The sequence below is a fragment of the Zhouia spongiae genome, assembly GCF_022760175.1.
In the GTDB taxonomy this organism is placed as follows: Bacteria; Bacteroidota; Bacteroidia; order Flavobacteriales; family Flavobacteriaceae; genus Zhouia; species Zhouia spongiae.
Genome location: NZ_CP094326.1, coordinates 1,321,171 through 1,347,703, shown reverse-complemented (window position 1 = coordinate 1,347,703; position 26,533 = coordinate 1,321,171). Strand labels below are relative to the sequence as shown.

The window sequence follows — 26,533 nt, the reverse complement described above, 5'->3', positions numbered from 1 at the left end:
TTCCATTTTAAAAAGGTGTACTGATGTTTAATTCTTTACAATCTTTTGAAATTTTCACATCAACTTTAGCTAACTCTAAATCAAGTGATTTTAATTCATTCGAAACCAAGTCAATATCTATTACCGCTTCTTTCTCAAAAGTATCTACATACCTTGGAATATTTAAGTTATAATCATTATCCTTAATCTCACCCAATGAGGCGACATAACTATACTTATCAATAGTGACAGGGTTCCTGTAAGTTGATATTATTTTCTCAATGTCACTACTGCCTAAATAATTTGTGTTTTTGGCTTTCAAATAATGATTACTCGAATCAATAAATAAAACATCATTTGGGTTTTCTCTACATTTTTTAAATACCAAAATACAGGTTGGAATATTTGTCCCGTAAAAAATATTGGCTGGTAAGCCAATTACAGCATCTAAATAGTTTTTTTCTTTTATTAGATATTCTCTAATTTGACCTTCTGCACCCCCTCTAAATAATGCACCGTGCGGTAATACGACTGCCATTTGTCCATTCTCCGCTAAATGATGCACCATATGCTGTATAAATGCCCAATCAGCTTTACTACTTGGTGCTAACTTCCCATATTGACTAAACCTATCGTCACTCATAAAGAGTTGGTTAGCACTCCACTTTGCAGAAAATGGTGGATTAGCTACAATAGCTTCAAAACGTTGTTCTAAGTGTTGCGGATGCTCTAAAGTATCTTCTTGTTTAATATCAAACTTTCGATAATGCACACCGTGCAATATCATATTCATCCGCGCTAAGTTGTATGTGGTACGGTTTAATTCTTGACCATAGAAGTTGTTTACTTCCTCAACTTCTTTAGCTACTCGTAACAAGAGGGACCCACTACCACATGTTGGGTCATATACTGATTTTAGCTTGTGTTTGCCGGTTGTTACCAACTTAGCCAATACCATACTTACTTCTTGTGGTGTATAAAACTCACCAGCCTTTTTACCTGCACCACTTGCAAACTTACCAATCAAATATTCATAGGCATCACCCAATACATCTAATTCGGTATGCTCTAACTTAAAGTCGATTTTATCTAAGTGTGCTAATACTTTGGCAATAACTTCGTTTCTTGCTTCTGGGGTTTTACCTAATTTGGTAGAGTTTAGATCCATATCCTCAAAGAGATTATCGAAATCTTCTTCACTCTCTGTCCCCATTGTACTGTTCTGTACATTATTTAGGATTTTTTGTAAATCTTCAATAATGAAATTGTGCTTGGTATTGTATGTTTCAGTAGTGTCCGCTGCTTGGTCTAAAGCGTTTTCATCTGCATTGTAATTTCCTCTTTCTGCGATTGAGGAAAATAACTCTGATGGCTTTAAAAAGTAGCCTAATTTTTCTAAAGCTTCCTCTCGAATAGCTTCTATATATTCTTGCCCTTCTTGGGTATTTTCGTCAATATCGGTAAAGTGGATGCCATCTGGTTCTAAAATGGTATTGGCATAGATTTCCATTTTTTCAGCCAAGTACTTGTAGAAAATAAAGCCTAATATATAGTCTCTAAATTCATCGGCATTCATCTTTCCTCTAAGGGTGTTGGCTATATTCCAAAGTTGTTGTTCTAATTGTTTTTTATGGTCTTCTGACATTGATTAATTTATATTATTAATTAGGCGTATTACTTGTTCTTTATATGGTTCATCTTTTAAAACGTTAATTACTTTATCTGCTAACCATAATATTTGTAACTCTTTTTCATCTATTTGAAAAAACAAACTCAGTTTCTTTAAATGGTCCCTACTTATACGCTTTTCACTACTTTCTATTTTACTAATAAATGCACCATCAACACCTATAACTGCACCAACCTCGCGTTGCATAATACCTTGAGACTCTCTTAATTCTTTTAGCCTTTTACCTAAAGAATAGTCCTTAATAAGATTTGGCATAACTTAATTTTTAAAGTATTGAAGCTAATTTATCTCTATACACCCATTCTAAAGTTTGAGTACCGGTATGCTTTTGTAAGTGAATTAAATAGTGTGCAATTTTATCTTTGACAAATCCAGATGCATTAGTATCTACAAGAGCTATCTTGTTTCTTACATGACCACTGTAAATGGATTCATCAGCCATTTCAAATAAAGTATTAGCCTTGAAAATACTATTTGAAAAATATGAAACTGTACTACCTGTTACGTAATTCAATAATGTAATTTCATTATTACTTCTATAGTATATCGCATTAAACTTAATTTCTTTTTTTTCAGCATTTAAATAACTATTAAATTTAATTTGTTCAGGCGTCACAATCGACTTAATATAATCATTAGCTAAAGAAACAAATCTTTCTTTAGTTTCTTTTTCTTCTTTATCCTCAAATGTAATTTGAGATACACTCGCCACATTTTGTATGAATGTTGCTAAATCAAATATTTTAGAAGCAATATCTACCTGGCTTGTAGCCTTCACATAGTAATGGCTTACAGCATGGTTAGATTTATTTGGGGTATTTGTCTCCTTGACGTCGTAAGCATTTTGAAAATGAAATAATACTTTTTGAAAACAAGATTCATCATTAAATGGATTGTTATCATACATCCCAGAGTTAATCCAACCCCCATCTGTTATAATGTAAACACCATCTCTTTGTAATAGAAACACTGACACAAATCGATTATTGGTCGTTGCGTAAGGTGTGATTATCTCAAGAGATTTACCACGTTGTTTTGTTGACCAAATACCAGAGAAACTATTCTTAATATCAAAAAATATTGATTCTATATTCATACATAATCTATATTCTCATTTGGGTCATCACTTGTAAATGAAAGCCCCAATGAATTAGACGATATTTTTACTTCTGGAAAATCATCTTGTTTTAACCGTGTATTAGATTCGTGAAAGAAATGAATAATGCATAAGTTTATCTCTTCCAGTGCTTTACTTTCTTTTTCATCCAACAGCTTATCAGTTTTATAAGCTATTTCAATACCATTTTCGTTAAATTTATGAAAATGTGGCGGGGTAACAGCTTGTTCTTCAAAAGGAATACCTTCTATACGATTTCTATGCGTTTCGCCATCACTATCAAACCTAAAGAACGGATTAGGAATATAGTCCTTACAACGAAGTTTGAATTGAAAGAAATTATAATTATTAAGCTTTACGTCAACAATTAATATCACTTGTTCTGTTATCACTTCTTGCTCTACATCTTCTGCCTGGCTTAATGTATTTGCATTATTACCAACCTTATTTACTTCTATAACTTCTGTAAATATTGACTTTCTCTCTTCAAGCAATCTGTTGTAAAGTGAGTAGTCCTCTTTTACTTTAAGGCTTTTAGTTGCCCCCATACTTAACCTATTATGACTTGTCCTTTAAAGGTTAAATGTATATATAATTGATGCTTCATCCTAAATATTTCTGTAGATAGTTAATCTTGTTCAAAATCAAATATATTTTTACCCCTGTTTTAGGGTATATTACAAGCTTTAAAACAAGCAACTTTCAATACTGGCTTTCAGCTTTATTTCCAAGGCATTCAGAAACGTATTATTACTCAATTTTTGAAGGCGATTATAAACGGTTCTTCTTTTCCTAAAGCTTTCATAATGATCTATTTTATACTGTGCCAAAATATCTTTATTTTGAAATAGGGCTAAAGTTTCCTTTTCTTTATTGGTAAGCTTTGAAAGTGGAACACTCTGCTTTTTTTCTATCTTTTGATACTTACTTAATAATTCGGAAGCTAACTCCTGATATTTAGCTTTATCTATCAAATCTTTCACGGTATAGATTACTATTGGATTTTTACGATTGTTTAAATTACGTGTGTAGGTTTCCAATTCAAACCTAAAGAGTTGCTTATCTAAGTTGATTTGATTGTGTTTTTTCACTTCAAAAGTTTTATCGTAACCTTTGATATTATAATCTGTTAAATAGAATTTTTTGCCATACACCTTATTGCTACCTAACATTGGTAAGGGTTGTTTACCATTGAAACCTAACCATGTATCTATAATAGGCTTTGTCTCTTCTTCTATTACAACACCAACAGCCAGATAATAAACTTGGGCGTCATATACATTAAAAGGCAATGCAGTATTTAAGCACTTAAAAGCCTCTACTACCTGAGCATAGTTGAAGCTTTCATAGTTATTCCCCATATACCACTTTTGTAAAGAATTGCTGCAAAAAATAGTATTGCCTTTTAAGCGTAAATCCAGATTGTTAACTCTTGTTTCGTAACCGTTAACCCTCTTGTTTTCCTTATTGTAGACAGGACACCACTTAACACCCTTCCAATAGAAGGACTTTTCTTTTTGTTTGACAACAACTTTAGGCAATTGAGAAACTTGATACTTGATTTTTAATGTATCGTACAACAATTACCTTTTTACACTTTTAAACGCCTTGTTGTAATTTTTCTCAAGTAGTTTTTCTACATCGCTCATACGATAGTAGATTTTTGAGCCGATTTGAGAAAATGATACAATACCCTCATCCCTCCAAGTTTGAGCAGTACGCTTACTAATGTTCATTAGCAATAAAAACTCCTGATTGTCTACAAAAACATCTTTAGGACTCTTTTGTTTTTCGTCTAATGAATTTCTAAGGTCATCTATTTTCTTTAGAAGTACCTCGTATTGGCTTTTTGATAAAATAATTGCTTCCATTTGCTGAAATAATTTTTGAATTACTCCAACAAATCTGAAAAAAGGCATAGGGGGTAAAAAGGGCAACCTTTTAACACCCTTATAAACCCCTTATCTTTTTTGAATATTAGTGCAGTGGATTGTTTTTTATGTACTCTATTGCAGCCTTTTTATAATCTTCAGATGTGGTAGAAGCATCTAATTCTGATTTCATTGTTGCATTTATTTTATCGGCAAACATTACACAAATTTTATGTAAACCCATATGGGATATAATTTTCTGTTCTCTTAAAGCTTCTACAACGCCTCTTATAGCACCTAATTTTTTTGGCGATAATGCATAATAACCATCAACCGTTATTGCTAAGTCTTCTAACATTTGAAGAACGTAAGTTTGTTTTTCAGTAGATAAAAACTCTTCAAACTTTTCAAACTTCGGTTTATCAATTAATATTTTAGAGGTTACAGGTAAATAGGTTAATGGTGATATGGCAGCAGTTTCTTTAATAAATTCCGCTTCAATAGATAAGAAGTCTTTAAATAGATTAGGATACTTATCCTCTTTATTTTTAAAATCCCCTTTTTTATTAATTGATGATCTAAACTGCAATTCGCGATGCTTTAACTCTTTTAACCTGGATTGTATATAAAGTATCTTATTACTTGGTTCAGCATTGTCCAAAATCTTTTGAAACCTTTCCATGCTTTTCTCAAACACTCTAATATAGGTTTCTCGATGATTTATGAAGTGCATATCTAACGGCATGGAATCACGATAAAATCTATTAAAAAACGTATCCAATGCACCTTTTAATTCATTGTGCAATTCTTTATCGACTACCATTTTATTCATTAACGATTGAATTGTAATATGAGAAACAGAATCTCTTTTATAATACATGGTTTTGCTATTGAATAGTTCCTCGAAAATGAACGAAATCTGCCAACTTGTATTTTGAATTTTATAGGCAATTTTTATTTCCTGAAGAACCTCCTGCAACTTATCATTAATAATGTAGTTGAATTTTACATTTGCCTTTTGTAATTCTTTATTTTCCTCACGTAGAAGAAAAAACACCCTTTCGTCTTGCACTTTATTATAGGCGTGCATTTCTTCTTCAAACTTAGTCCTCAAATATTTTTTTATTTGTTTATCTGATTTAGCAGTATCGTTAAAACAATAATCGTTTATTTCATCAATAACCTCTTGGCTTTCTAACTCTGCTTCTTGGATAGCCTTTTCCAATTCTTTGTCGGTATCAATAAATTTAAATGGCGTATCTAAAGAATGCCCTTTAATAATTTTTTGCATCCATTTTTGTAAAATATCAAGGGTGTAAAAAATGGTAAACTCATTACCTACAACAGTCGTGATATTGGATGCCATTTTAAACAAAGGCTCTTTTAATGTCTCAGGATTTAATTTTCTGAAATTATTTTCATCAGTATAAAATATTGGCAAATTGAGTAATAGAAGCTCATCTTTATAAGTATTAAAATCAAAACCAAAGAAAATGTACAGTTTTGATAGTATTTGCTTTATGATTCCCGAATCATTTAAGTTTTCGGATAGTTCATCCTCCAGTATCGCTAATTGCTTTTCAATAAATTCAATTGGATTTTCTAAAGTCTTGCAATACCCTTGGTATGCTTTTATAACATTGGTTGTATCATACTCAACAATATCCAATAAACCTTTCATTTGCCAATCGGCAATCTGGTAATAGTCTTTTTCCTCTATGTTGAATTGAAAATCAAAACTTTCATAATACTTACAACGCACACCCTTTAAAAAACCTTCATAAGTTAATTTCGGTATTTTGTCTCCAATGACTTTTATTTCCTTATAAAGTAGTTTGTCGTAATCACTTAAACTCACCGATTGAATAAACTCGTCGGTTTCATCTACATTCAATAAAAAATGGCGATTTGCAAATTGATTTAATAACCAATCATCACCATGATTAAAATAATATGGATGTGGATCTTCTTGTTTTAATTTTTTAATTCTTTCATCTTCTACTAAGCACAAGGACAATTTTTGAAAATCATCTAAGCCTTTAATTTTGTCTTTTACATTCGCTTTAAAATCTAATTCAGCATTACGCTTTGCAACATTTCTGATATTGATAAAATGCTCTTTAACTATGTGGTTGATTGGTTTATTTAACATTATAATTAATTGATGTATTTATCTACTGCGTTATCTAATTCACTACTTATAATTTTAGCGTACACTTGTGTTATTCCAATATCGGTATGGTCCATAAGTTTTGAAACGTGTTCTATACGCATACCATTATTTAATGCTCTGGTAGCAAAGGTGTGTCGGCTTATGTGAAAAGATAGGTTAAAAGGCAACTCTAATTTCTTCCCCATCTTATTTAAATACATGCCACTTAGTGCTACTGCACGTCTTAAAATTTGATTCCGATACTCTTTGTCCTTGAAATAGGCTTCATCTAAGTTAGCAAATGGAAATACAATATCATTTTGGTTTTTATCATCACTCCAATACTTTTCTAAAATATCAATAGCCTTTTGACCAATTTTAACGCTGTGCTGTCGATTGGTTTTTCTGATAACCTTTGTGATTTTGGCGTTTTGCTTGTCGTAGTTTTTCCATTTAAGTTCTAATACATCACCAAACCTTAAACCTCCAGAAAAGACAGAGAAAATAAACATATCCTTAATTACTTCCGCTTTGTCCTTATTGGACACTTCCAAATTCATAAAGGCTTCGAACTGTTCAGCATTCAAATAAAGCTTGGTGCTTTTTTCTTTTTTTACTGAGAACTTACTGAATGGGAACAAATCCAGAGGTATTAAATCCTCTCGTTGTGCTTCACGAAACATGATTTTCAGAATCTTCAATGAAAAATTAATGGTCGTATTATTGTTACCAAGTGTAGAACTGCAATGCGATGCGTAATCCTGTAATGTGGTTACTGTTATATCCTCGAACATTAATTCGCGGTGTCCTACGAAGTTTTCAAACTTCTTTAGGTATGTTTTGTAGTTGTTGTAGGTTGAGTATGCCAGTGTATCTTTTAGCTTCTCACATCGGGCTTCGGAATACTCAAAGAAATTAGTCAGAGGCTTGCCCTTAATAGCTTCTTTTAATTTCCGTGCTGATGTGGATTGGTTCCGTCTTTCCAAATCAGCTATTTCCCCTTTGGCATCTGCAACCTTTTGCGCTATGTAAGCATTAAGCCTGGCAGAACTACGATGGTTCTTTTTGACTTTTTGCTTATCTTCATCCCATTCAGCAGGTTTCAGCTTTAGGCTTAAAGAAATAAACTTGGTTTTACGGTCTTTGATGATTCTCAAATAAAGTGGTGCTTCACCAGCTTTATCGACTTTATTATTCCTTAAAATTAGTTTTATTGATGACATAAAGCACTGGTATTTAAGGTATGCAAAAGGGTGCAACCGAGTGCTAAGGTACAACAAAGGGTACAACAAACAATGCATTATATAGTATTTTATTGCATTATTCTGCTTTAACTAAAAGCTTGAAAGCACTGTAAATAAAGGGTTTTATGTAAAAATGAGGAAAAGGAGTGAGTTATCTATACAACACCGTGTATAGCTTATTGCGGTTGATTCATAAGTTTGATAATTCTCCTACAAAATAACTTCAAAACTATCGGACAAAAACGTACCTTAAACCCCGCAACGAAGCCATACACAAAACCGTTGTGTACAATACGACCAAAATCGAGAACAAACCACTAAATGCCAAAAATCTATCATTACACAAAATTAAGTACAGCAATAGAATTTATCTTGCCTTCAATGACTTTGCGAACCAATTTTTTGAATAAAATGAATGGTCCGAAAGAAAATCAGAAATGGTCATTTGGAGGAATAAATGTTCCATACGAAACTCTGTATTCGGATTTGGATTACGAAGCGGACTCGGATAAAGCTCATTTTGACAGTATGTACAGATTTGGAGAGGAAATAAAGTCAAAAATCCAAGCTACTTGTTTTGTTTATTCGGACAAATATCAAGGATATGAAAATGAAATGATGTGGGCACAATATGCGGAAAATCACAAAGGAATTTGCCTTGAAATTGATACTGATTTATTTATTGAGGAAAATAAACACATAGATATTTTCAAGTTTCAAGATATAAATTACAATCCGAAAAAAAACGAATGGGTTTATTGGAACAGAAATATGACTAAAGAGGAAAATATTGAACAACACATAAAACGTGACTATGAGGCTCTTTTTCTGTCAAAATCCCACTATTGGAGAAAAGAATATGAAAAACGTTTATTGATTATTTCAGACAGTTATTGCTATTTGAACATTAAAAATTCATTGACTGGAATATACTATGGATTATTTACCGACCGAAATTATGACGTCGCAATTCAGCAATTTATTGAACAAGAAAAAACAAAAACTTATAGAGTATATTTTGAGGATAATCGACTTAAAAAAATGGAAAGAAAAAGTACTGTACACAACAAAGAACTGAGTTAAAAATCAAGTATTTTTAGACTAATTTTGATACATAATTTTCATTATATGGAATCCCTGATTTAGCTATTGCAAAGGCTTGTTTTAATAGCTTATTGGAGACTGCTATCAGAGCTTGTTTTTTAGTTTTTCCTTGGGCTAATAATCGATTGTAGAGTTCCCTACATGCTTTATTATGCTTGCAGGCTGAAAAACTACACAAGAACAGCAAGTTTCTTAATTTTCTATTGCCAACCTTACTGATTCGGCTTTTGCCTCTGACACTACTACCCGATATCCGTATAATGGGTGTGATTCCTACATAACTGCAAAGTTGAGAGGCTCTTTCAAATTTGGAAAATCCATCTGTTATTACAATCAGGAATAAGGCTGTTTTAGTACCTAAACCAGGGATACTTTTTAAATTGGTTAGTTGCTGTTGTTGTTCCTTTTTCACTAGTTCCAATAATCGTTGCTCAAGAGCTTCTATATGTTTGTTAAAGTGCTTTAAACTTTGTTCTAAAGAACGATAAACCATTTTGGAAGGAACTCCTAAAACAGTTTCCCCGTGAAGCTTATTTTTAATGGCAGAACGTTGCTTAAGATAGATATCTAAAAGACGAAACAACTGGAGACATTCTGCTTGAGTATCATCTAAAGAAGAATATATCGGTACCGGGTTCACCTGAGCATACTCACATATGGCCTTAGCGTCGCTTTTATCCGTTTTAACCTTAGACAGTTTCATCTGTATAAACCGCTTTACAGACAAAGGGTTTACTATTGATACTGTAAAGCCGTTATGGTTTAAGAATTGGGCCAGACGATAATGGTAATAACCTGTAGCTTCCATGACTACCAAACTATCCATTTTCAATACTTTCATAAAGGACTTAAAACCTTTGGGATTGTTTTCAAATTGATAATAACTTCCTTGACTTCCAATAACATCAAAGACATCTTTGCTGATATCCACACCATAAATTTCATTATATTTATTCATAATAATTGAATTAAGGGAAGAACGCCACTACTTATATTCCACCAACTTAAAATCGAGATCAAAGTCTCACAGAACTGAACGGATTTAAGTAGAAAAGAGCGGGGATTATCAATGTTGACGGAATCAAAAGTTCCTACGGTAGACCTAACCTTATTCCGCTCTTTTTGTTCTTTCTGGTTAATACCTCTAAATTAATAGATTGTAAACTTAAGATGGTAGATGTTGCACAACCCACTAATTATATAAAAACAAGATACAAATAAGCCCTTTTATGGGCTTTTATTTTGTGGTATAGTTTAGCTGTAAACTAAAATTGAAAGGCTTAAAAAGGCGTAAAATGTATTGTATGATAGCTTTTAAAGAAAAGTAAATACTTTGCATGCTTGCTACTCCACTTTTTGTGTGGTTTTCAATGAATTTCAGGTACTTCTTCAAGTTGTAGGCTATGGCCGAGAGCTGCATACATTTGTTTGCCTGTTTAATGCCTAGGGTATTCACTTTTCTAAGTCCCATAAACTGTGTTAATGTTCCAAACACCGGTTCTACCGTGCTTTGCCGCTTGGCTTTCATATACCGTCCCTGCGGACTATTCACTCTTGCTATATTACGTTCGTATTCTTTGCGATAAGCAGTAATGTTTATGCGTTTCTCATAACTTTTACCAATACATTGTTGTTTTATCGGGCAGCCTTTACAATCACTCCGTTTGGTAAAGTACTGATCTTTTAGAGTCCCTTTCTCTAATTTTTGTTTGCGGAAAGTAACTTTCTTGCCCTGAGGGCATAACCAATAGCTGCCTGCCTCAATATATGTAAATCCTCCCGGCCCTCCTTTGTAAGTACCATGGGGAGGGATAAAACTCTTGATCTGATTCTTTTCTAAAAAGGCATAGTTCTCCCCACTGCTATATCCTGTATCAGCTACACAGTTCTCCCATAGCAGTCCTGAGTTCCACAATCGGCGTTGTACCCTTTTCACTATGTCTGGCAGTTGTTGGTTGTCTTTGCCATCGGCATGGTAGGCTTTGATATCGGTTATCACATGATTGGAGGTATCTACTGTTAATTGAGATAGGTAATTGAGTTTCCTGGCCTTGCCCGGTTTGACACTGATACGGGCATCGGGATCGGTAGGACTGTAATGGGTCTTATTGCTGGTATATCTCGAGCCTTTATTGCCTGCTCCCGGGCGCTGATCCTGATCCTTTGCCCATTTACTGTTCCTGCTCTTTATGGCCTGTAGCTCCTTTTTACTGGCCGATAAGGTTTGCTGATCTTTGTCTGCTTTATTCCCTTTGGCTTGACGTAGTGGTTTGTCTTTATCACCTTTACTAATGTGACGAATTTCTCGAAGATGCGTTTCTAAATCGGCTTCAGGAACTTTCAGTTCCAAACTATCCATAGAAGCATTGGCTTTTACAGGGGCGCTATCGATAGCCTGAGTATGGCCACTGACCATCCCGACCGATACACATAGTTCAAACACCTTGGTAAAGACCTCTTCTAACACTGACTCAGGAAATAACTGTCGGGTGCGGCTAATGGTAGAATGCCATGGCAGTTCTTCATCGATATCATAATCCAAAAAGAACAAAATATCCAATCGCATACTGCAATGCGTTATGAGCTTTCGATCACTGATAATGTTTTCTAAATAACCTACCAAACAAAGTTTAAAGAACACCACCGGGTCGATGCTCTTTTGTCCGCTACTACCATAATATCGTTTGGTAAGTGGGTATAAGTAATCTAAATCCAACACCTCTTTTAACCGCCGATAGAAATTGTCTATAGGTACGCGCTCACTTAACTGAAACTGATTGAACAACTTCTCCTGATACTTCTTTTTTCCTTGCATAACTACAAGGTAAGCCTCTTATCAAAAGATAATATCAACCCTATGTCAATTTTTTGCTAACTTGTGCAACAGGCACATTGTATAAGCGTAATACGGGTTTTGGTGCTAAATCGAAACTTAATAACTTTAACAAATCAATGTTCTTGCAGAAAGGGCTGTGGTATTTAATCCCGCACTCCGCATAGCCGGAGCGTTATGCAACAGTTAAAAATTGTGCATAAAACCAAATGATAAGATTAAATTTGTAACTTTGATATTATGGATTTAAGTTTAGAAGATAAAAAAATTGAATTAATTCAGTGGCTATCAACATTGAACGATAAGACATTGATAGATAAATTAATGAGATTACGAGAAAAAGAGAAAACTGACTGGTGGAATGAAATTTCAGCAAGCGAAAAAAAATCTATCGAAAGAGGGATTCAAGATGCTGATAATGGAAAACTGACTTCTCACTCGAACGTAAAAGGAATTTATGAAAAGTGGTTATAAAGTATTTTGGACTGACCATGCAATATCTGAACTTAAAGAAACTATAGAATACTTGGAAAACAATTGGACAGAAAGAGAATTAAGAACCTTTTCTGCAAAATTAGACCACACAATTGAACTGATTTCAAAATCTCCCGAAATTTTTCCAACATCATTAGAGAAAAAGAATATTCGGAAAGCTGTAGTCGAAAAACATAACAATCTCTATTATCGAATTAATAAAAATTCAATTGAGATTGTTTCCTTATTTTCAAACAGAAAAAACCCTAATAAGAAAAAAATATAAAAACCGTTGCATAACAATGGTAGCTGTTGCGCAACCCACTAATTGTATAAAAACAAGATACAAATAAGCCCTTTTATGGGCTTTTATTTTGTGGTATAGTTTAACTGTAAACTAAAATTGAAAGGCTTATAAAGAAGTAAAATCTGTTGTATGATAATTTTTAAAACAAAACAAACACCTTGCAAGCTTGCCACTCCACTTTTAGTGTGTTTTTTAAATAATGGAGGAGCTTCTCCTGATATTATTTTTGCCTTGCATACTACAATATAGTTATCTAATGAAAGGAGATTATCAACGCTATGTCAATTTTTTGCTAACTTGTGCAACAGTCACCATGGCTAAAAGTAATTACTAAACCACACAGTTAAACCATGGCTATATAAACAATACCATTTAAGAATGGCAGAGCCCACAGGAATTTTTATTGATGTAGAGATTGATGAAACAGACCTAAAAAGGTTATTGAATCAAAAATTTGAAAGACCTAAATTTGGTAACAAATTGGGATACTATTTTAGTGAACTTTTATATCGCTCTTATGTGGATGAATCAGACTCCGTATTTATTTTCAACTACGACAAAAAATCTAAATCCTGTTTTATAGCATTTCTGGTTAACCATTTTTCAGACACTGACGTTTCGTTATTTCCAAAAATACTTGAAATGATAAGTTCGTTGAAAAAACGTAACTCTTCAAATTATGCCATAGTAGCATCTACATTTCCCGATCTATTTAATGCCTATCTTTTAAACCCCAATCAGGTTAAGGAACAATCTCCCGATAGTTTTCCAAAAGATGTTGTCGAACAAATAATGAATAAGTTCTATTCCTTTAGTCAAGATCAATGCTTTCTCAATCCACAAGTAGCGCTCAACAAACGGAACTATTTCTATAAAAATTTCAAGAATTATTTTAAAAAATATCTGGCCTTTGTAGAAGAGGCTGAAAAGCCAAAAAAAATTGCTAAGGCCACAAAAGAAAACCCATATTTTTTGTTTGATGATCTGTATGCGTATAACAACGCTGTATTTTACAGAACCCGAGACAAAATATTCAGAGAAATTCCGGAAGCAGATCCATTTTCTCTTCGAGAGATTGGTTTACAGCTAATCGCAGATAAAAATTATGTTTTTATAAAGCGAATAGCCCCTGATTCTCCTTGCCCAAACAACACAAACTTCCTGAAATTAATTTGGGAATATCAAATTATAAAAGATATAGATGGTAAAAGTATGAAACCATTAAAATACAAATACGAAACTACCTATTGGAAAGATAAATGTGCGATATACTACGGCAGAGAATCAGGTGGGGTAGAATTAATCAAAGTGTCTCAAGCAGATAGGGAAAGTTTTGAAGAGTTGAATTTTGGATTTGGAAAAGACAAAAACCATGTCTACTTCTGTGAAAAAGTTATTCCGATAAATGCAAAACACTTCAACATAAACAAACATGGATTTATCTATGATGAGCAGAATATTTTTCATTATCAGCATCAAATACCTTTAGACGCAAAAACCTTCAAAGTTGTAAAATACGAATCAGAACAAAATCCATTTATGGGAACATTTGTACTGGAAGACAAAAGCGGACGGTATACATATAACCGAACCTGGAAGGATGAAATAATAAAGCTCATAACAGCATACAAACAGCATTAAAAACAACTGTTCATTTAAATTGTAGGCTACAGTATTAATAGAACAAGAACACGCTTATGATTAAATATTTGACATTTGGAATATCTATATCTTTTATATCCTGGATTATCGGGATGATTTTGAGTAGTATTCTCGTGAAAACAGAATACTACGAAAAGTTATCGAATCTGAACTTTGTTTCGAGTAAGAGCCTGAATAAAAAATTTGGGAAAGGCTACAATGCATAGTTGTAAAGTTATGTGCGAACCCGAAAGCTATCGAACTACTCAATTACTCATAGTCCATCCGTTCTATCCAATTTTTTAAAACCATCAAAAAAATAAATGAAAAAACTGATTTTATCTTTTATCATCATTCTGAATTTTTCTTGTGCTTATTCACAAAACACAAGCATAGACCAAGTCAAGATTAAAGAAGACCTGAATGAAATCTTAAATAACTTATCACAGTATTACGTTTATCTACAGGAGAAAAATGTTGATTTAAATTGTATTAGAGCATCTTACGAGAAACAAATTCCGAACATACAAACGGATGAACAAACCGTACTTTTCTTCGAATATCTGTTGAACGAATTTTATGACAGTCACCTCATTTTAAATACCAACAGGAATTCATCGTTCAGATTGTATTCGCCAATATATGTAACTATAAAAAAAGGGAAACCGATTGTTTCGAATGTTTGGCAAAGCCAATTAGAGAATATCGGACAAAATATAATTGGAGCGGAGTTATTAAAAGTGAACGGCACTGCTATTAACACAGTAATTGAACAATTCCCAACGCATTGCAGTAACAAAAAATCCAAAAACGTCAGAGAGTGGATCGTGAATAAGATTTTAGCAGGACGATACAATCAGCCAAGAATTCTAACTTTGAAATCAGAGAGCAATATTATTGAAATTGATTTAAACAAACTCCAGATTAAACCTACTACAGAACTTCTGACATCAACTATAGAAAACGGTATTGGAATAATCAGAATAAACAATGCATTAGGAAATAATAGTTTGATCAATCAATTTGACAATGCTCTTGAAAATTTGATGAGCACTAAAGGGTTGATAATTGATCTGAGAAACACGGTTGACGGCGGAAATTCCTATGTTGCCCGCGGCATTATGAGTAGGTTTATTAAAGAAACCAAGCCTTATCAAAAACATTGGACCGTTGAACAATATGACGGAAATCCAAAAATTGAAAGAAGTTGGACTGAATATGTAAGTCCAAGAAAAGAACAATACAAAAACCCGGTGGTGATTTTAGTTGGTCGGTGGACAGGAAGTATGGGAGAAGGACTTGCAATTGGCTTTGAAGGAATGGAAAGAGCAGAAATAGTCGGTTCTGAAATGGAACGACTGGCTGGCGAAATGAGCGGATTTTCATTTAAAAATCAAACTTTTGGTTATCGCCTTTCAACCGCTAAGCTTTTTCACGTAAATGGAACGCCAAGAGAGCAGTATGTACCAACTAACTACGTTAAGCAATCAACATCTGAAAAAGATGAAACTCTTGAAAAAGGGATTGAACTAATTAATAAAAACTTGGAATAAAAAACTACCCAGGACAATGGTAATTGTTGTACAACCCCCTAATTACATAAAAACAAACTCCTTGCTGGCCTGACCCTCAACTTTCCCACACGATACAATCTTAAGGTAGCGAAGGGGTTACAAAACACAGGGAGATTACCACGCCTTGTTATGGAAAGGCTCCTGAGGACTTTCTTTCAAGTCTTTTCGAGAGCAAAACCGCCTGTCTTAAGCGTTCGTAGAAACGATCGTAATTTTCCTGATTATTTCATAAAGCCTTTCCTAATCCAAAAAACAGTAGATTCGCAGGTATTTTCGCCAATACCAAAATCAAAAAAATTGTATGATTTCAACTAGGAATTACATTTTCTCTTTATTTGTTTTTTTACTTTTTGTAATAAATCTACAAGCTCAAACCAAAAATACAGATAGCCTTAAAATTGAATTGGAAAATCACAAGGCTAAAGATACCACCCGGGCAGACATTTTATTCGATTTAGCCTATGCTCACTTTCAAAGGGATGTAGAACAAACCAATTTGTATCTTGAAGCAGCTGAACATTTAAACAATGTTTTAAATTATAAAAAAGGTAAAGCACGGGTATTTTATCTGAAAGGAATACTGGAAAACATAAAATCAAATTATAACGAAAGTTTAAACTTTTTTAAGAAATCACTAGACTATTCTGAATCTATTCAATATAAAAAAGGAATTGCTGATGTTTACATCGCCTTCGGTATTACAAATTATGATTTATCGCAATATGATGAAGCATTGGAAAATTATAAAAAGGCTATAGAAATTTATAAGGTATTGAATGACAAAAGAGAACTTGTTACCAGCCTGATTAACACGGCAAATATATATTCTGAAACAGGAAGATTTAATGAGGCTATTGCTAACTATAAAGAAGCCTTAACATTAAGTGAGGTTATTAATGACGAAAGCGGTACTGCTTTTGTTCACGGTAACCTGGGTGTTTTATACTCAAGGCAAGGAAACTATCCATTAGCTATAGAGTATTATAACAAAAGTTTATCCTATGATAAAAAAACAGGCGATATCCTGGGTATGGCAAAAAGACTCGATAATCTGGGAGAGTCATACGCTTCTATAGAGAGATATGATAAAGCTTTAGAGTATCATGAAAAAGCGCTAACCTTTTTATCAAAAACAGCACACAAAACCCTTATAGCAGCAAACAATAGCAATATTGGCTCTATATACCTGAAAAAAAGAGCGTATACAAAGGCTCTGGAATATTTTGAAATGTCATTAAAAGTAAGTAAAGAGTTAAACAATCTAAGACAAATCGCTATTTGCTATGCACAGCTTGGAAATATTCATTTACTCCAAAACGAATTATTAATTGCACGTAAAAATTATGTAAAAGCGAAAGATATTAGTGAAAAAATAAATGATGGGCGTATTTTATCTGCCAGTCTTTTAGGAATTGCTGAAACATATCTACTTGTAAAACAATATCAAAAATCGCTTTCATACGCTATAGAGGGTCAAAAAATCACGGAAAAACTTAAACTCTTAGAAAATCAAAAAAAGGCCTCAAGAATCCTATCTGAAATTTATAAAAATAGGGGTGACTACAAAAAGGCACTCACAAACTTCCAACAATACAAAATACTGAACGACAGCATTTTCAATAAAGAAAATATTGAAAAAATCACCCAATTAGAATATGAATACAAGTATAAACAAGCCTTAGATTCTGCCAATATTCGGGAATTAAAGCTCACAAAAACAGTACTGGATACTTCTCAGAACTTAAAAAGGTCTCAACGTAATTTACTACTTGGCATCATTGCTTTTTTAGTCACGACGTTAATATTAGTCGCTATTATTTTCTTTTTAAAACTAAGAAATGCCAAATCGAAAACACAAAATGTAATCATCGGACAGAAGCTTCTACGCTCACAAATGACACCTCATTTTATATTTAATTCACTTTCCGTTTTACAAGGCATGATTTTAAATAAAGAAAATAGAAAGTCGATTTCCTATTTATCGAGATTTTCAAAACTCCTCCGGATTATTTTAGAAAATTCAAGAGACAGAACCGTGTTGCTCTCTCAGGAATTAATGGCTGTTGAAAATTATTTAGCACTTCAAAATTTAGAAAATGAAAGGTATACCTATATCATTTCTGTAGAAGAGAATATTGACACCTCACTGTTTAAAATCCCGCCAATGCTTATTCAGCCTTTTGTTGAAAACGCCATAGAACACGCTTTTGTTAATCAAAGCAAAGATAGAATTATAAAAATAGAACTTAACTTCTCACACCAAGAGTTAACCTGTATCATTTCCGATAATGGTATTGGTATCGACTCTTTAACGGAGCGTAAAAATCAAAATAAAAAATCATTATCCACCACCATCACCTCCGAACGATTAAAAATATTATCTAAGGACTTTAAAAAGAAAGGTTCATTTACCATTGAAGACAGAAAAAAATATAACGAACAAGGCTCCGTTGTTACATTAGTTATTCCTTATATAAAAAACGGTACTGAATGAATACGAATCGGTAAAGGAGGCGGTTGTTGTTGCCAATGCTCGTAACTCTGTGTTGATTTTCGGATATCTTCCTTACCGATGGTACCGGATTTGATTTTTTTTTGGAACAAACAGAAGGTCTTAACTTTAAAAGTAATCTTTATAACTACTTAGAAAGAACATATCATACGTCTTAAAAAGAATCTGAAGAATGGTAAAAAACACCTATGTCCTCTCCAAAAAATGAACAATTTTCAACTACTTTCCTAAATTGGGACCAATAGTTAAACTATCCCTTTTACGGATGTTTTATAAAACTCCTCACTTATTTGTTGTAAGGCTTCGGAAATAGATTCCCTCTTCTTCTACATATTTTTCCTATTTACTTTTGTGGATGTAAAAGATTAAAAACATACCTGCATGAAAACATTTAAATTCATTGTTAGCATAATCGTAGTTGTTATGTTGATTTCCTGTGGAGGGTCTAGAGGCAAAGAATCGCCAAATCAAGAAGGGTTCACAGACATAGAAAAAGAACTTAAAAGCAAGTTTGGTGAAAATGCTTTTTTTACAGATTTAACGATTACCCATGACGAAGCAACAGGCAATATTATCAGTGTTACCGTTACCAAAAACCCTGAATCATTAAAAATGGGAGAATGGAATTCGATCCAAGGGAATTGGGTACAAGAATCAGAGATCACTTTAGAAGTGCCTAAGGGAAGCAAAGCAGCCGACTTTATGTTTCAGTTAAACAATACCGTCTCCCTTTCAAAATTAGGTGAATTAGTGGAAAAATCGAGCAAGCAATTAACTGCCGAAAAGGCCATCAATGATCCTGCCTTAAGCATGGCATTTATCAAATTCCCGGAAAACGGTGATATTAATAAAGCAGAATATGTTGTGATGTTGAATCCTCCAAACGGCGGTACAACATTCACTTTTAATTATAAGTTAAATGGAGATTTTATTAAAATGGATTATTAATCCCGACTCAATATACTCCATTTCTATCTATTAAACATTTCAACACAAACACTAGAGTATTTAGCTCTCGGTTGCAGCACAAAGAACAACTCAAATATAACAGTATCGATTAAGTATAACGGTATTGAGAATAATTGTTATGGGTAAAATTAAATTCTGAATTTTTTATGTACAAATCATCCATTATGGAAAAAACAATTCAATTAATTATTAAACACAAAACAAACACTATGAAAAAAACACTTAAAGGAATAATGGTTTTAGGAATGACTATTTTGTCAATTTCACAAGCAGAGGCTCAGAAGCTTAAAAAATTCGGAAGCTCTACTGAGAAAAAAATAGGTCCAAAAACAGTAAGGGTTCCTTATACAGATGTTGTGAGTTATTTAGGGTATGCCGCTCAAGGCAACGAAGATGAGATAAAAGATGGAAAAAAATTCCACTATATTTATGTCTGGATCCCGGCCGCTGCTCCTGAATTGGGTGTTCGGATGGTATCGCCGGTTGGTAATATGAAGATTAAAAATGCCATTGAATCACAAGAGTATCTTGATAATAAGGACTCAAAAGATTATTTTGACACTTATATTACACTTGAGCGTTCAGATATTCTTAAAAAAGAGGATATTTCTACCGAAGCAGTAGCAAATGCTAATTGGGTTACTTTAGAACGGAATGATGATAACAGTGAGATGCCAAAAGATCCGGCAGGAAGAAAGTATAATTCGTTATTAAGATATAAAAGTGAAATAAGTGATCCGTTAAAGGCACTAACAGTTGGCTTATATCGTGTAGGGTTTACAACCTATAAGAAAGGTCAGGTTTCGGGGACCTTTTTGGCTGAAGTAGCTGCTCCGATTAAATTACCTGGCGTAGAAATGGCAAAAACAATTGATGCATTATTGGAGCAAATAAAATAAATAGCACGAATTACCCATAACGTTTTGGATTAGTAATGGCAGGTGATGTGTAAAACATCACTGGTTGTCGGCCACTTGAACACCTATATGGTTTATATATAGACTTTTACACAGCCTGTCATTACTCCTTTAAAACCCGTTAGCAAGCAACAATCAATTCCAAAACAGGATGGAAGAACTGTTAAATAAAGTAAGGCTTTTTCATACCATCGCCGGAATGGATTTACTTAATTATTGGAGTCATATTCTTGGCACTATCTATCGGGATTGTGAAAAAATGAAACCTAAACTTCTTTTCATTTTCTTAATATTAAGTTTTATAAATAGCAGCTGCAGAACGGGTGGTGAAAATTCACAAAACAAAAACACCTTTATTTCAAAGGTAAAGTACAAAAGCAACTCTTCAGAAATTGATACCCTTTGGGTGTCTCAAAACGACACCACCGCTTTTAAGCGGGAAGATGTAATAATTACCCGCCCTTGCAGTAACCCGGAATCAGCAGTTAGATATGATTTGATAAATCCGGTTGATAGTGCTTATTATTTTATTTACAATGATAAACAGCAATTAATCCTGGAAGGTCGGTATAGCTATGTTTACACTTATCCGGATGCGGCAACGAAAACAGGTAATTTTTACAATTCGAAAAATTACTATTATAGAAAAAACGGAAATCTAGATCTCATACACTATATGAAAGATGGCAGAAATTATAAATCAGAACATTTCGACCGGAAAAGACGTTTGACAAAAATTCGATATTTTGATTTAAAATCATCTGATATAAAAAAGATTGAAATTTATAAAAAAGGCCTACTTAAAGAAACAAGGATATATACGAGTTTCGACAGGTATTATACAGTGAAAGCGGGGCTATGAAAAGGGTATTGCAAACCACATATAGCTATTGTTCTTGATTTTAGGTATGAATCTACAGGAGACTACAAACAACATCAATGCTAAATACGTTACTCATAAGCTAAAATCCGGACCATATTGAAGAAAAGAAAGAAAATGTTAGCCTGTTTATTAAGCATTCTGCTTATCGGTTTTTTAATTCCCCAAAATTTAAAAATGCCGGTAAAGGGAGCTTCTAAATCTGATTATCATCCGGAATCGTTTTGGTTTTATCCGTGGGGAAAATCAGTTACACACAAAGGCGTTGATATTTTTGCAAAAAAGGGAACCGAAATCAATTCGTCTACCCACGGTCTGGTACTATACGCTGGGGAAATAAGCATGGGAGGTAAAGTCGTACTGATACTCGGACCTAAATGGCGACTTCATTATTATGCTCATTTAGATGAAATAAAATCGTCTTCCCTCTCTTTTGCCACTAAAAACACAACCATAGGCACCGTCGGATCGAGTAGGAATGCCGTTGGCAAATCACCACACCTGCACTACTCTATTCTGACAATGATTCCATACATCTGGAAAATTGATTCAGACAAACAAGGCTGGAAAAAGATGTTTTACTTAAACCCAATAGATTATTTAAAAGAATAAACTGATACCCCCGCATAAACGAGGTCGTTACGGGTTGCTTTAAAAGAATGAAAAACTATAAAACCAACATATTACTAATATTTTCAATCGCATTCTTTTCGTGTAAGTCCAAGGGTGATTCAGACACCAAAACTAATAAGGCGGGAAACAATGCTACTGTTGTTTCAGATACCGCGAACCCGACAGATGAGAAAGTGATATATGCAGATACCATTGCTATTGACTACCTCAAAAACAAAAAACTGCTCGATATTTTAAAGTCGTTACCTGAAAGCACCATGAGTACCTGGACATGGAGCCGGCCGGAAAGAGAAAAGACCGTAGCATTTATAGAAAAGAACAACTTTATCGTCGACACAACTAAAATGTACAACACCATCAAATACGTTGAACCAAACACAATCGGAATACAAGTGGTTGACGGATTCTGGACATTATCGCTTTACAAGTTTGATGAAAACGATTTTTTTGTGGTGACCAATGATATGACAGGAGACGGAAACGATATTCAGACATTTAATTATAAAGACAATAAACTAACGCCAACCAAAATGACAAATTGGTTTCGTGAGTTTTATGTGAAATTGCTTTTGAGTCATTCGGATGAGTGTATAAATTTGTTTGAAGAAAACGAGCTGACGTTTGCATATGATTTCAGCAATGAACATACTATTGAGATATCTTCGATCCTACTGAATAAAAATGAACATGCCGATTGCTTTAAGGGAAACTCAATAACCTACAGGCTAAATACTTCGAAAAAGACATTTGAAGTTGCCAGAATCTATTGGAAAGATGATACCAACAAATAAAACATTGCATGAACAAACTTTATAGCCATTTGAAAAAAATGTTGTTTGAATCGGAGTTTCTCACATTGCATTGCCAAGAAATTTCTACTACTTTTAAAATGATTTAGTTACTATTAAGCAGATAACCCTATTACCACATATGAAAAAAGTACTTTTTATAATATTCCTGATATCTAACATGCTGTGTTTTTCACAGCCGGAAATTAAACAAAAAAGCTTATCTGATTGTGCTTTAGAACTGACCAGACAAAAGGTTACATACGATCCCAGTTATTTTTCCATTGATTACCCTAATGGGGATGTTCCAAGTGACAAAGGGGTTTGCACTGATGTAATCATCAGAGCCTACAGAAAGTTAGGAGTTGATTTACAAAAATTGGTTCACGAGGATATGAAGGCTAACTTCAGAAGTTATCCGAAAAATTGGGGACTAAAAACGACTGACAAAAATATTGACCACAGACGTGTTCCGAACCTCATGACCTTTTTCAGAAGGCAGGGTGCAGAAAAAGAGATAACACAAAATCCAAACGATTATATTCCGGGAGACATTGTTGCCTGGAATCTGGAAAAAGGATTAACCCATATTGGAATTGTGGTTAACAAAAAATCTAAAGACGGAAAAAGAAACATGATTGTTCATAATATCGGCGCCGGACAGGTTTTAGAAGACTGCTTATTGGAATATAAGATTATTGGACATTATCGATATTGATAAAATGGAAGTAATCGGCACAGGCTTTTGTCAATTTTTGACGAAAACCTACTCTTTGTTTTGCAAAGCCACAACAAAGAAAGGTACAGCCGCGGCAATCTTCAGGATCATTATACGATAACAAACGGGGAATCATTAACCCAAGGGGAGTACCACGCCTTGCCGGCTACCGGAGTCGGGAGGACTTTATTTTCCAACTAATTTCTTTGTCAAAGACTTTAGCTTTATACGATCGGAATTTCTTACATTGCATTATTGAGAAATTTCTAATAAAAACACATACACCAATATAAATTGACATACGATCCTAGTTAGTCTCTTTGAAAAATCGTCTGATGAAAAACAATAAAAGAATTGATTGGGGATATTATCTTATTGTCTTTGGTGTGGTAACTTTTACACTCTCCGTTTACCTGTTTGAATGGTTTGGCCCGGGACTAATTAGCTACTACAAACAGAAAAAAGAAATGGAGTTCATTATCTACGGAGGCAGCAAGGAGGAAGCTGAAGCTTCCATAGAACTCTATAATAAAAAAGTAATTGCGCTTAAGAAAGTAGTTGACAGCACCGTAAAAGCTAATCAAAGTATTTATGTTTTTACCAATGATAGCAGCAGTATAAACCGTTTTTCATTATCACCAAATATAAAGTTCAGCAAATATGAATCATCTCCCGCTCCCGGGAATTCGCTTTTAACGCGAAATAAAGAAATCGTGGAAAAGATCAGTTCGTTTTTAAAATATGAAGACAGCCTGGGATATTTTGGGAGTATTGAAAAAGGAAATCATACCTTAACAATAAAACATTACAGGAATTTAAACGATTCTTTAGTTTTTAAATTAATCACATACTTTAAGCCTACTCCGGAATACAACGAACGTCCCATCATAAAAAGCGCTTCTAAGACCCACTCCGAGAAGGTAGATAGTTTTAAAATACGTAGTTTTAAATACAAGGAAAGACATCTTAAAAATTTAAAAGAAAGCAGCGGATACAGCGCTGCCATACTAAGACCATACTATAAAGACTTCTACGACAATTCCTTTAAATTTTACTTTGTATGCTTAAACCGGAACATTTCTAAAGAAATATTTCAGAAATATATCGACTATCTTTTAGAGGGTTCTTTAAAAGAGTTAGACTGTAGCAATTGTTATATCAAAACACTAAAAGCTGAAATTACTGCTCAACTAAAAACAGTAAAAGATACTGAAAGTACTGGACTTACTAATTAATCGGATAAAACCTTCTGGTTTTTAAATAATAAAGAATTACCTATGAACATTAAAAAGGAATGGAATAATCTTGGTAGCAAATATGCAACAGAGATTAATGAAATGGTTGAATTTGGTGAAAAGAACGGGTGGGAGAATTGGAAAGGAAAAGAGCCGGAAGACAAAAGGGATCACCTGGCTGATGAGATTTATCGCTTGTTAAAAGAGGCTAATAAAACCAACACCATTGATGAATTTCGGGAGCACTTCCCTCCTGCTCATTCACCATTGCTAAAATTTTTTGAATCTAAAGGGCAAAATATTGGCCAGCTCCATTTTATAGAAAATGAAAAAATTGTTTTCCTTACAGGTACTGCTTATCAAAAAAGACAAGCTTATGTGCTTGATGCAAAAGAGATCATCGAACTCGATCCATCTATTCATGCCATCGGGAAATCGCCTAGAAATAATGTCTTTGCTATTTTGTCGGACAACAAAATTACTACAACCAAAGGCTGGCAAGGGGAGATAATTCGGACGTTTCCGTTAACAGAGACAAAAGATCTGGGTATAACCAATCTAATCCCATTCAATGACGGACATAAAGTTCTTGTAATCACCTCTGAGGGCATATATATAGTATCACCCAATGCAGAGAAAATGATTCACCCGGAACCGGATTTGCAAGACGAAGAATGGGACTCTTATATCGACATGGAAAATGCTACCTTGTCTAATAATAATGCATATATTGTAGTAGGAGATCAGTGTAACGATCATAGAATACTGAATCAGGAGGGGCAACAAATTGGCGAAATAGGCCCCCAGTCATCCTATCCGCATTTTTGTCTTTTTTCTAAAAACGACGATCAGTTAATAACAAACTCTTGTCATTTTTACAATGGAATAACTATTGGGGTTTCAACCGATAACCTAAATGATTTGCATATTGAAGCCTATGCAGATAGCGACGCTTATAATATTATAGACGAAGGAATGAGAGTGTATGTCGGGCTTGCGACTGAAGATCTTTATATTCTCGGTGATGCCTATGGGTATATTAAAGCTTTTAATAAAAAAGGGGAATGTATCTGGAGGCACTTTTTAGGTTCTACAATCAGCGGAATTACCATATCTGATGATGAAAAAACATTATGGGTAGGCTCATATTCGGGAATGCTTCATAAATTACAACTAGGAAAAGGGTTTCGAGACAACCACACCATAGGCAACGGAAATCATTATGAAGATTTCCGGCTAATTATCTGGAAAGACGAACCCGTAATGAAATGGTAAAAAACTAAATATTGCCAAAACAATGAGTAGTTTTTAGAACAGTTCATTGTTTTTAATCAACATATTAAAAACCCAATTCTCCTAACTGGATTTAAGAAAAAACACATGAAAAAGCCTATTGAATTAACAAAGGAGTTTATTACAGACTACCAAAATTGGAATGACTTTGCTTATAACTTAAGTGAAACGGAAGATGATGAATCTGACCATAAAATTGAAAAGAAGTATGATGATTTAATTTTAAAATATTATAGTGCTGAAAAAAATACCAGGGAATTTCATACGGAAGTGACTCATCGCATTGTCCGGAGCAAGAACAAATAATTGAAGAAACGACGGAGCTTTCTTTTACCGTAGTTAAAACCAGGTTTATTAACAAGCATTTTGATTTTTTAACTCATGACTATGAATACCATTACATATTATCAGGAAACAAATGGATTTTAGAAGAATTGTACCTAATAGACGACGACGGAAAATATGAATGTTTGCAATAAGATTTGTAACCATTTTGAAAAGTCAAACCAGATGGTTGAATATTTATAATGCCGTAAACTCCCCTTAAAGCTGTCGTTATTTATTCGTATTAACCAACATCTCATCTTGTATTTTTGAAAAAA

General features: G+C 33.7%; 25 protein-coding genes. 15 read left to right on the top strand and 10 right to left on the bottom strand.

Annotated features, from left to right (window positions below):
* Positions 1-7: 7 nt before the first annotated feature.
* From MQE36_RS05810 to MQE36_RS05775, 8 genes are all read right to left on the bottom strand, one after another.
* On the bottom strand, positions 8-1,624 hold the full coding sequence (locus MQE36_RS05810) for a type I restriction-modification system subunit M (RefSeq protein WP_242938232.1): 1,617 nt from the start codon (positions 1,622-1,624) through the stop codon (positions 8-10).
* A gap of 3 nt (positions 1,625-1,627) precedes the next feature.
* Positions 1,628-1,924, bottom strand: a complete 297-nt coding sequence (locus tag MQE36_RS05805; protein ID WP_242938231.1) for a helix-turn-helix domain-containing protein — start codon at positions 1,922-1,924, stop codon at positions 1,628-1,630.
* 10 nt (positions 1,925-1,934) lie between these two features.
* The gene (locus tag MQE36_RS05800; protein WP_242938230.1) at positions 1,935-2,765 is read right to left on the bottom strand and encodes a hypothetical protein; all 831 of its coding nucleotides are present in this window, start codon (positions 2,763-2,765) and stop codon (positions 1,935-1,937) included.
* Positions 2,762-3,334 carry a hypothetical protein gene (locus MQE36_RS05795; RefSeq protein ID WP_242938229.1) on the bottom strand — a complete coding sequence of 191 codons (573 nt, stop codon included), beginning with the start codon at positions 3,332-3,334 and terminating at the stop codon, positions 2,762-2,764. The genes MQE36_RS05800 and MQE36_RS05795 overlap by 4 nt, the downstream gene beginning before the upstream one ends.
* A gap of 138 nt (positions 3,335-3,472) precedes the next feature.
* Positions 3,473-4,366, bottom strand: coding sequence for a hypothetical protein (locus MQE36_RS05790; RefSeq protein ID WP_242938228.1), 894 nt, complete (start codon positions 4,364-4,366; stop codon positions 3,473-3,475).
* A 3-nt stretch (positions 4,367-4,369) separates the two neighbouring features.
* Positions 4,370-4,657, bottom strand: a complete 288-nt coding sequence (locus MQE36_RS05785; RefSeq protein ID WP_242938227.1) for a helix-turn-helix domain-containing protein — start codon at positions 4,655-4,657, stop codon at positions 4,370-4,372.
* 106 nt (positions 4,658-4,763) lie between these two features.
* Positions 4,764-6,809, bottom strand: a complete 2,046-nt coding sequence (locus MQE36_RS05780) for a synaptonemal complex protein 1 (protein WP_242938226.1) — start codon at positions 6,807-6,809, stop codon at positions 4,764-4,766.
* Between the two features lie 5 nt (positions 6,810-6,814).
* Positions 6,815-8,032: a site-specific integrase gene (locus MQE36_RS05775; RefSeq protein ID WP_242938225.1), complete on the bottom strand. Its 1,218-nt coding sequence runs from the start codon at positions 8,030-8,032 to the stop codon at positions 6,815-6,817.
* 342 nt (positions 8,033-8,374) lie between these two features.
* On the opposite strand from MQE36_RS05775, the gene MQE36_RS05770 reads away from it, so the two are divergent.
* Complete coding sequence (locus tag MQE36_RS05770; protein WP_242938224.1) at positions 8,375-9,136, top strand: DUF2971 domain-containing protein; 762 nt, start codon at positions 8,375-8,377, stop codon at positions 9,134-9,136.
* 13 nt (positions 9,137-9,149) lie between these two features.
* Here the strand turns inward: MQE36_RS05770 and MQE36_RS05765 are convergent, their stop codons facing one another.
* Both MQE36_RS05765 and MQE36_RS05760 read right to left on the bottom strand, forming a co-directional pair.
* Positions 9,150-10,115 carry an IS110 family RNA-guided transposase gene (locus MQE36_RS05765; RefSeq protein ID WP_242938223.1) on the bottom strand — a complete coding sequence of 322 codons (966 nt, stop codon included), beginning with the start codon at positions 10,113-10,115 and terminating at the stop codon, positions 9,150-9,152.
* Positions 10,116-10,394: 279 nt separating this feature from the next.
* A complete protein-coding gene (locus tag MQE36_RS05760) occupies positions 10,395-11,972 on the bottom strand; it encodes an IS1182 family transposase (protein WP_242938222.1) in 1,578 nt (525 codons plus the stop codon).
* Positions 11,973-12,230: 258 nt separating this feature from the next.
* Between MQE36_RS05760 and MQE36_RS05755 the strand changes: the two genes are divergently transcribed.
* The 14 genes from MQE36_RS05755 to MQE36_RS05690 all read left to right on the top strand — a co-directional run bounded on the left by MQE36_RS05755 (position 12,231) and on the right by MQE36_RS05690 (position 26,237).
* Positions 12,231-12,464, top strand: coding sequence for a hypothetical protein (locus MQE36_RS05755; RefSeq protein WP_242938221.1), 234 nt, complete (start codon positions 12,231-12,233; stop codon positions 12,462-12,464).
* Positions 12,448-12,750, top strand: a complete 303-nt coding sequence (locus MQE36_RS05750; RefSeq protein WP_242938220.1) for a type II toxin-antitoxin system RelE/ParE family toxin — start codon at positions 12,448-12,450, stop codon at positions 12,748-12,750. The genes MQE36_RS05755 and MQE36_RS05750 overlap by 17 nt, the downstream gene beginning before the upstream one ends.
* 399 nt (positions 12,751-13,149) lie before the next feature.
* Positions 13,150-14,412, top strand: a complete 1,263-nt coding sequence (locus MQE36_RS05745) for a DKNYY domain-containing protein (protein ID WP_242938219.1) — start codon at positions 13,150-13,152, stop codon at positions 14,410-14,412.
* A gap of 323 nt (positions 14,413-14,735) precedes the next feature.
* Positions 14,736-15,965, top strand: a complete 1,230-nt coding sequence (locus tag MQE36_RS05740) for a S41 family peptidase (RefSeq protein WP_242938218.1) — start codon at positions 14,736-14,738, stop codon at positions 15,963-15,965.
* A 517-nt stretch (positions 15,966-16,482) separates the two neighbouring features.
* Positions 16,483-18,480, top strand: coding sequence for a tetratricopeptide repeat-containing sensor histidine kinase (locus MQE36_RS05735; protein WP_242938217.1), 1,998 nt, complete (start codon positions 16,483-16,485; stop codon positions 18,478-18,480).
* Between the two features lie 399 nt (positions 18,481-18,879).
* Complete coding sequence (locus tag MQE36_RS05730; RefSeq protein ID WP_242938216.1) at positions 18,880-19,446, top strand: hypothetical protein; 567 nt, start codon at positions 18,880-18,882, stop codon at positions 19,444-19,446.
* 230 nt (positions 19,447-19,676) lie between these two features.
* Positions 19,677-20,366, top strand: coding sequence for a Lipl32 family lipoprotein (locus tag MQE36_RS05725; protein WP_242938215.1), 690 nt, complete (start codon positions 19,677-19,679; stop codon positions 20,364-20,366).
* A gap of 169 nt (positions 20,367-20,535) precedes the next feature.
* Entirely contained in the window at positions 20,536-21,246 is a 711-nt protein-coding gene (locus tag MQE36_RS05720; RefSeq protein WP_242938214.1) for a hypothetical protein, read from the top strand.
* 117 nt (positions 21,247-21,363) lie between these two features.
* A complete protein-coding gene (locus MQE36_RS05715) occupies positions 21,364-21,876 on the top strand; it encodes a M23 family metallopeptidase (RefSeq protein WP_242938213.1) in 513 nt (170 codons plus the stop codon).
* Positions 21,877-21,923: 47 nt separating this feature from the next.
* Positions 21,924-22,688 carry a hypothetical protein gene (locus tag MQE36_RS05710; protein ID WP_242938212.1) on the top strand — a complete coding sequence of 255 codons (765 nt, stop codon included), beginning with the start codon at positions 21,924-21,926 and terminating at the stop codon, positions 22,686-22,688.
* A 139-nt stretch (positions 22,689-22,827) separates the two neighbouring features.
* Positions 22,828-23,403 (top strand): DUF1287 domain-containing protein, encoded by a 576-nt coding sequence (locus tag MQE36_RS05705; protein ID WP_242938211.1) that lies wholly within the window; start codon positions 22,828-22,830, stop codon positions 23,401-23,403.
* A 335-nt stretch (positions 23,404-23,738) separates the two neighbouring features.
* Positions 23,739-24,638: a hypothetical protein gene (locus MQE36_RS05700; protein ID WP_242938210.1), complete on the top strand. Its 900-nt coding sequence runs from the start codon at positions 23,739-23,741 to the stop codon at positions 24,636-24,638.
* Between the two features lie 42 nt (positions 24,639-24,680).
* Complete coding sequence (locus MQE36_RS05695) at positions 24,681-25,913, top strand: hypothetical protein (protein WP_242938209.1); 1,233 nt, start codon at positions 24,681-24,683, stop codon at positions 25,911-25,913.
* 105 nt (positions 25,914-26,018) lie between these two features.
* On the top strand, positions 26,019-26,237 hold the full coding sequence (locus MQE36_RS05690; protein WP_242938208.1) for a hypothetical protein: 219 nt from the start codon (positions 26,019-26,021) through the stop codon (positions 26,235-26,237).
* The last annotated feature ends 296 nt before the right edge of the window (positions 26,238-26,533 follow it).

Bases quoted from the DNA above. Each gene is read 5' to 3' on its own strand.
- MQE36_RS05810 (WP_242938232.1), bottom strand. From the start codon at position 1,624: ATGTCAGAAGACCATAAAAAACAATTAGAACAACAACTTTGGAATATA.
- MQE36_RS05805 (WP_242938231.1), bottom strand. From the start codon at position 1,924: ATGCCAAATCTTATTAAGGACTATTCTTTAGGTAAAAGGCTAAAAGAA.
- MQE36_RS05800 (WP_242938230.1), bottom strand. From the start codon at position 2,765: ATGAATATAGAATCAATATTTTTTGATATTAAGAATAGTTTCTCTGGT.
- MQE36_RS05795 (WP_242938229.1), bottom strand. From the start codon at position 3,334: ATGGGGGCAACTAAAAGCCTTAAAGTAAAAGAGGACTACTCACTTTAC.
- MQE36_RS05785 (WP_242938227.1), bottom strand. From the start codon at position 4,657: ATGGAAGCAATTATTTTATCAAAAAGCCAATACGAGGTACTTCTAAAG.
- MQE36_RS05780 (WP_242938226.1), bottom strand. From the start codon at position 6,809: ATGTTAAATAAACCAATCAACCACATAGTTAAAGAGCATTTTATCAAT.
- MQE36_RS05775 (WP_242938225.1), bottom strand. From the start codon at position 8,032: ATGTCATCAATAAAACTAATTTTAAGGAATAATAAAGTCGATAAAGCT.
- MQE36_RS05770 (WP_242938224.1), top strand. From the start codon at position 8,375: ATGCCAAAAATCTATCATTACACAAAATTAAGTACAGCAATAGAATTT.
- MQE36_RS05765 (WP_242938223.1), bottom strand. From the start codon at position 10,115: ATGAATAAATATAATGAAATTTATGGTGTGGATATCAGCAAAGATGTC.
- MQE36_RS05760 (WP_242938222.1), bottom strand. From the start codon at position 11,972: ATGCAAGGAAAAAAGAAGTATCAGGAGAAGTTGTTCAATCAGTTTCAG.
- MQE36_RS05755 (WP_242938221.1), top strand. From the start codon at position 12,231: ATGGATTTAAGTTTAGAAGATAAAAAAATTGAATTAATTCAGTGGCTA.
- MQE36_RS05750 (WP_242938220.1), top strand. From the start codon at position 12,448: ATGAAAAGTGGTTATAAAGTATTTTGGACTGACCATGCAATATCTGAA.
- MQE36_RS05745 (WP_242938219.1), top strand. From the start codon at position 13,150: ATGGCAGAGCCCACAGGAATTTTTATTGATGTAGAGATTGATGAAACA.
- MQE36_RS05740 (WP_242938218.1), top strand. From the start codon at position 14,736: ATGAAAAAACTGATTTTATCTTTTATCATCATTCTGAATTTTTCTTGT.
- MQE36_RS05730 (WP_242938216.1), top strand. From the start codon at position 18,880: ATGAAAACATTTAAATTCATTGTTAGCATAATCGTAGTTGTTATGTTG.
- MQE36_RS05725 (WP_242938215.1), top strand. From the start codon at position 19,677: ATGAAAAAAACACTTAAAGGAATAATGGTTTTAGGAATGACTATTTTG.
- MQE36_RS05720 (WP_242938214.1), top strand. From the start codon at position 20,536: ATGGAAGAACTGTTAAATAAAGTAAGGCTTTTTCATACCATCGCCGGA.
- MQE36_RS05710 (WP_242938212.1), top strand. From the start codon at position 21,924: ATGAAAAACTATAAAACCAACATATTACTAATATTTTCAATCGCATTC.
- MQE36_RS05705 (WP_242938211.1), top strand. From the start codon at position 22,828: ATGAAAAAAGTACTTTTTATAATATTCCTGATATCTAACATGCTGTGT.
- MQE36_RS05700 (WP_242938210.1), top strand. From the start codon at position 23,739: ATGAAAAACAATAAAAGAATTGATTGGGGATATTATCTTATTGTCTTT.
- MQE36_RS05695 (WP_242938209.1), top strand. From the start codon at position 24,681: ATGAACATTAAAAAGGAATGGAATAATCTTGGTAGCAAATATGCAACA.
- MQE36_RS05690 (WP_242938208.1), top strand. From the start codon at position 26,019: ATGAAAAAGCCTATTGAATTAACAAAGGAGTTTATTACAGACTACCAA.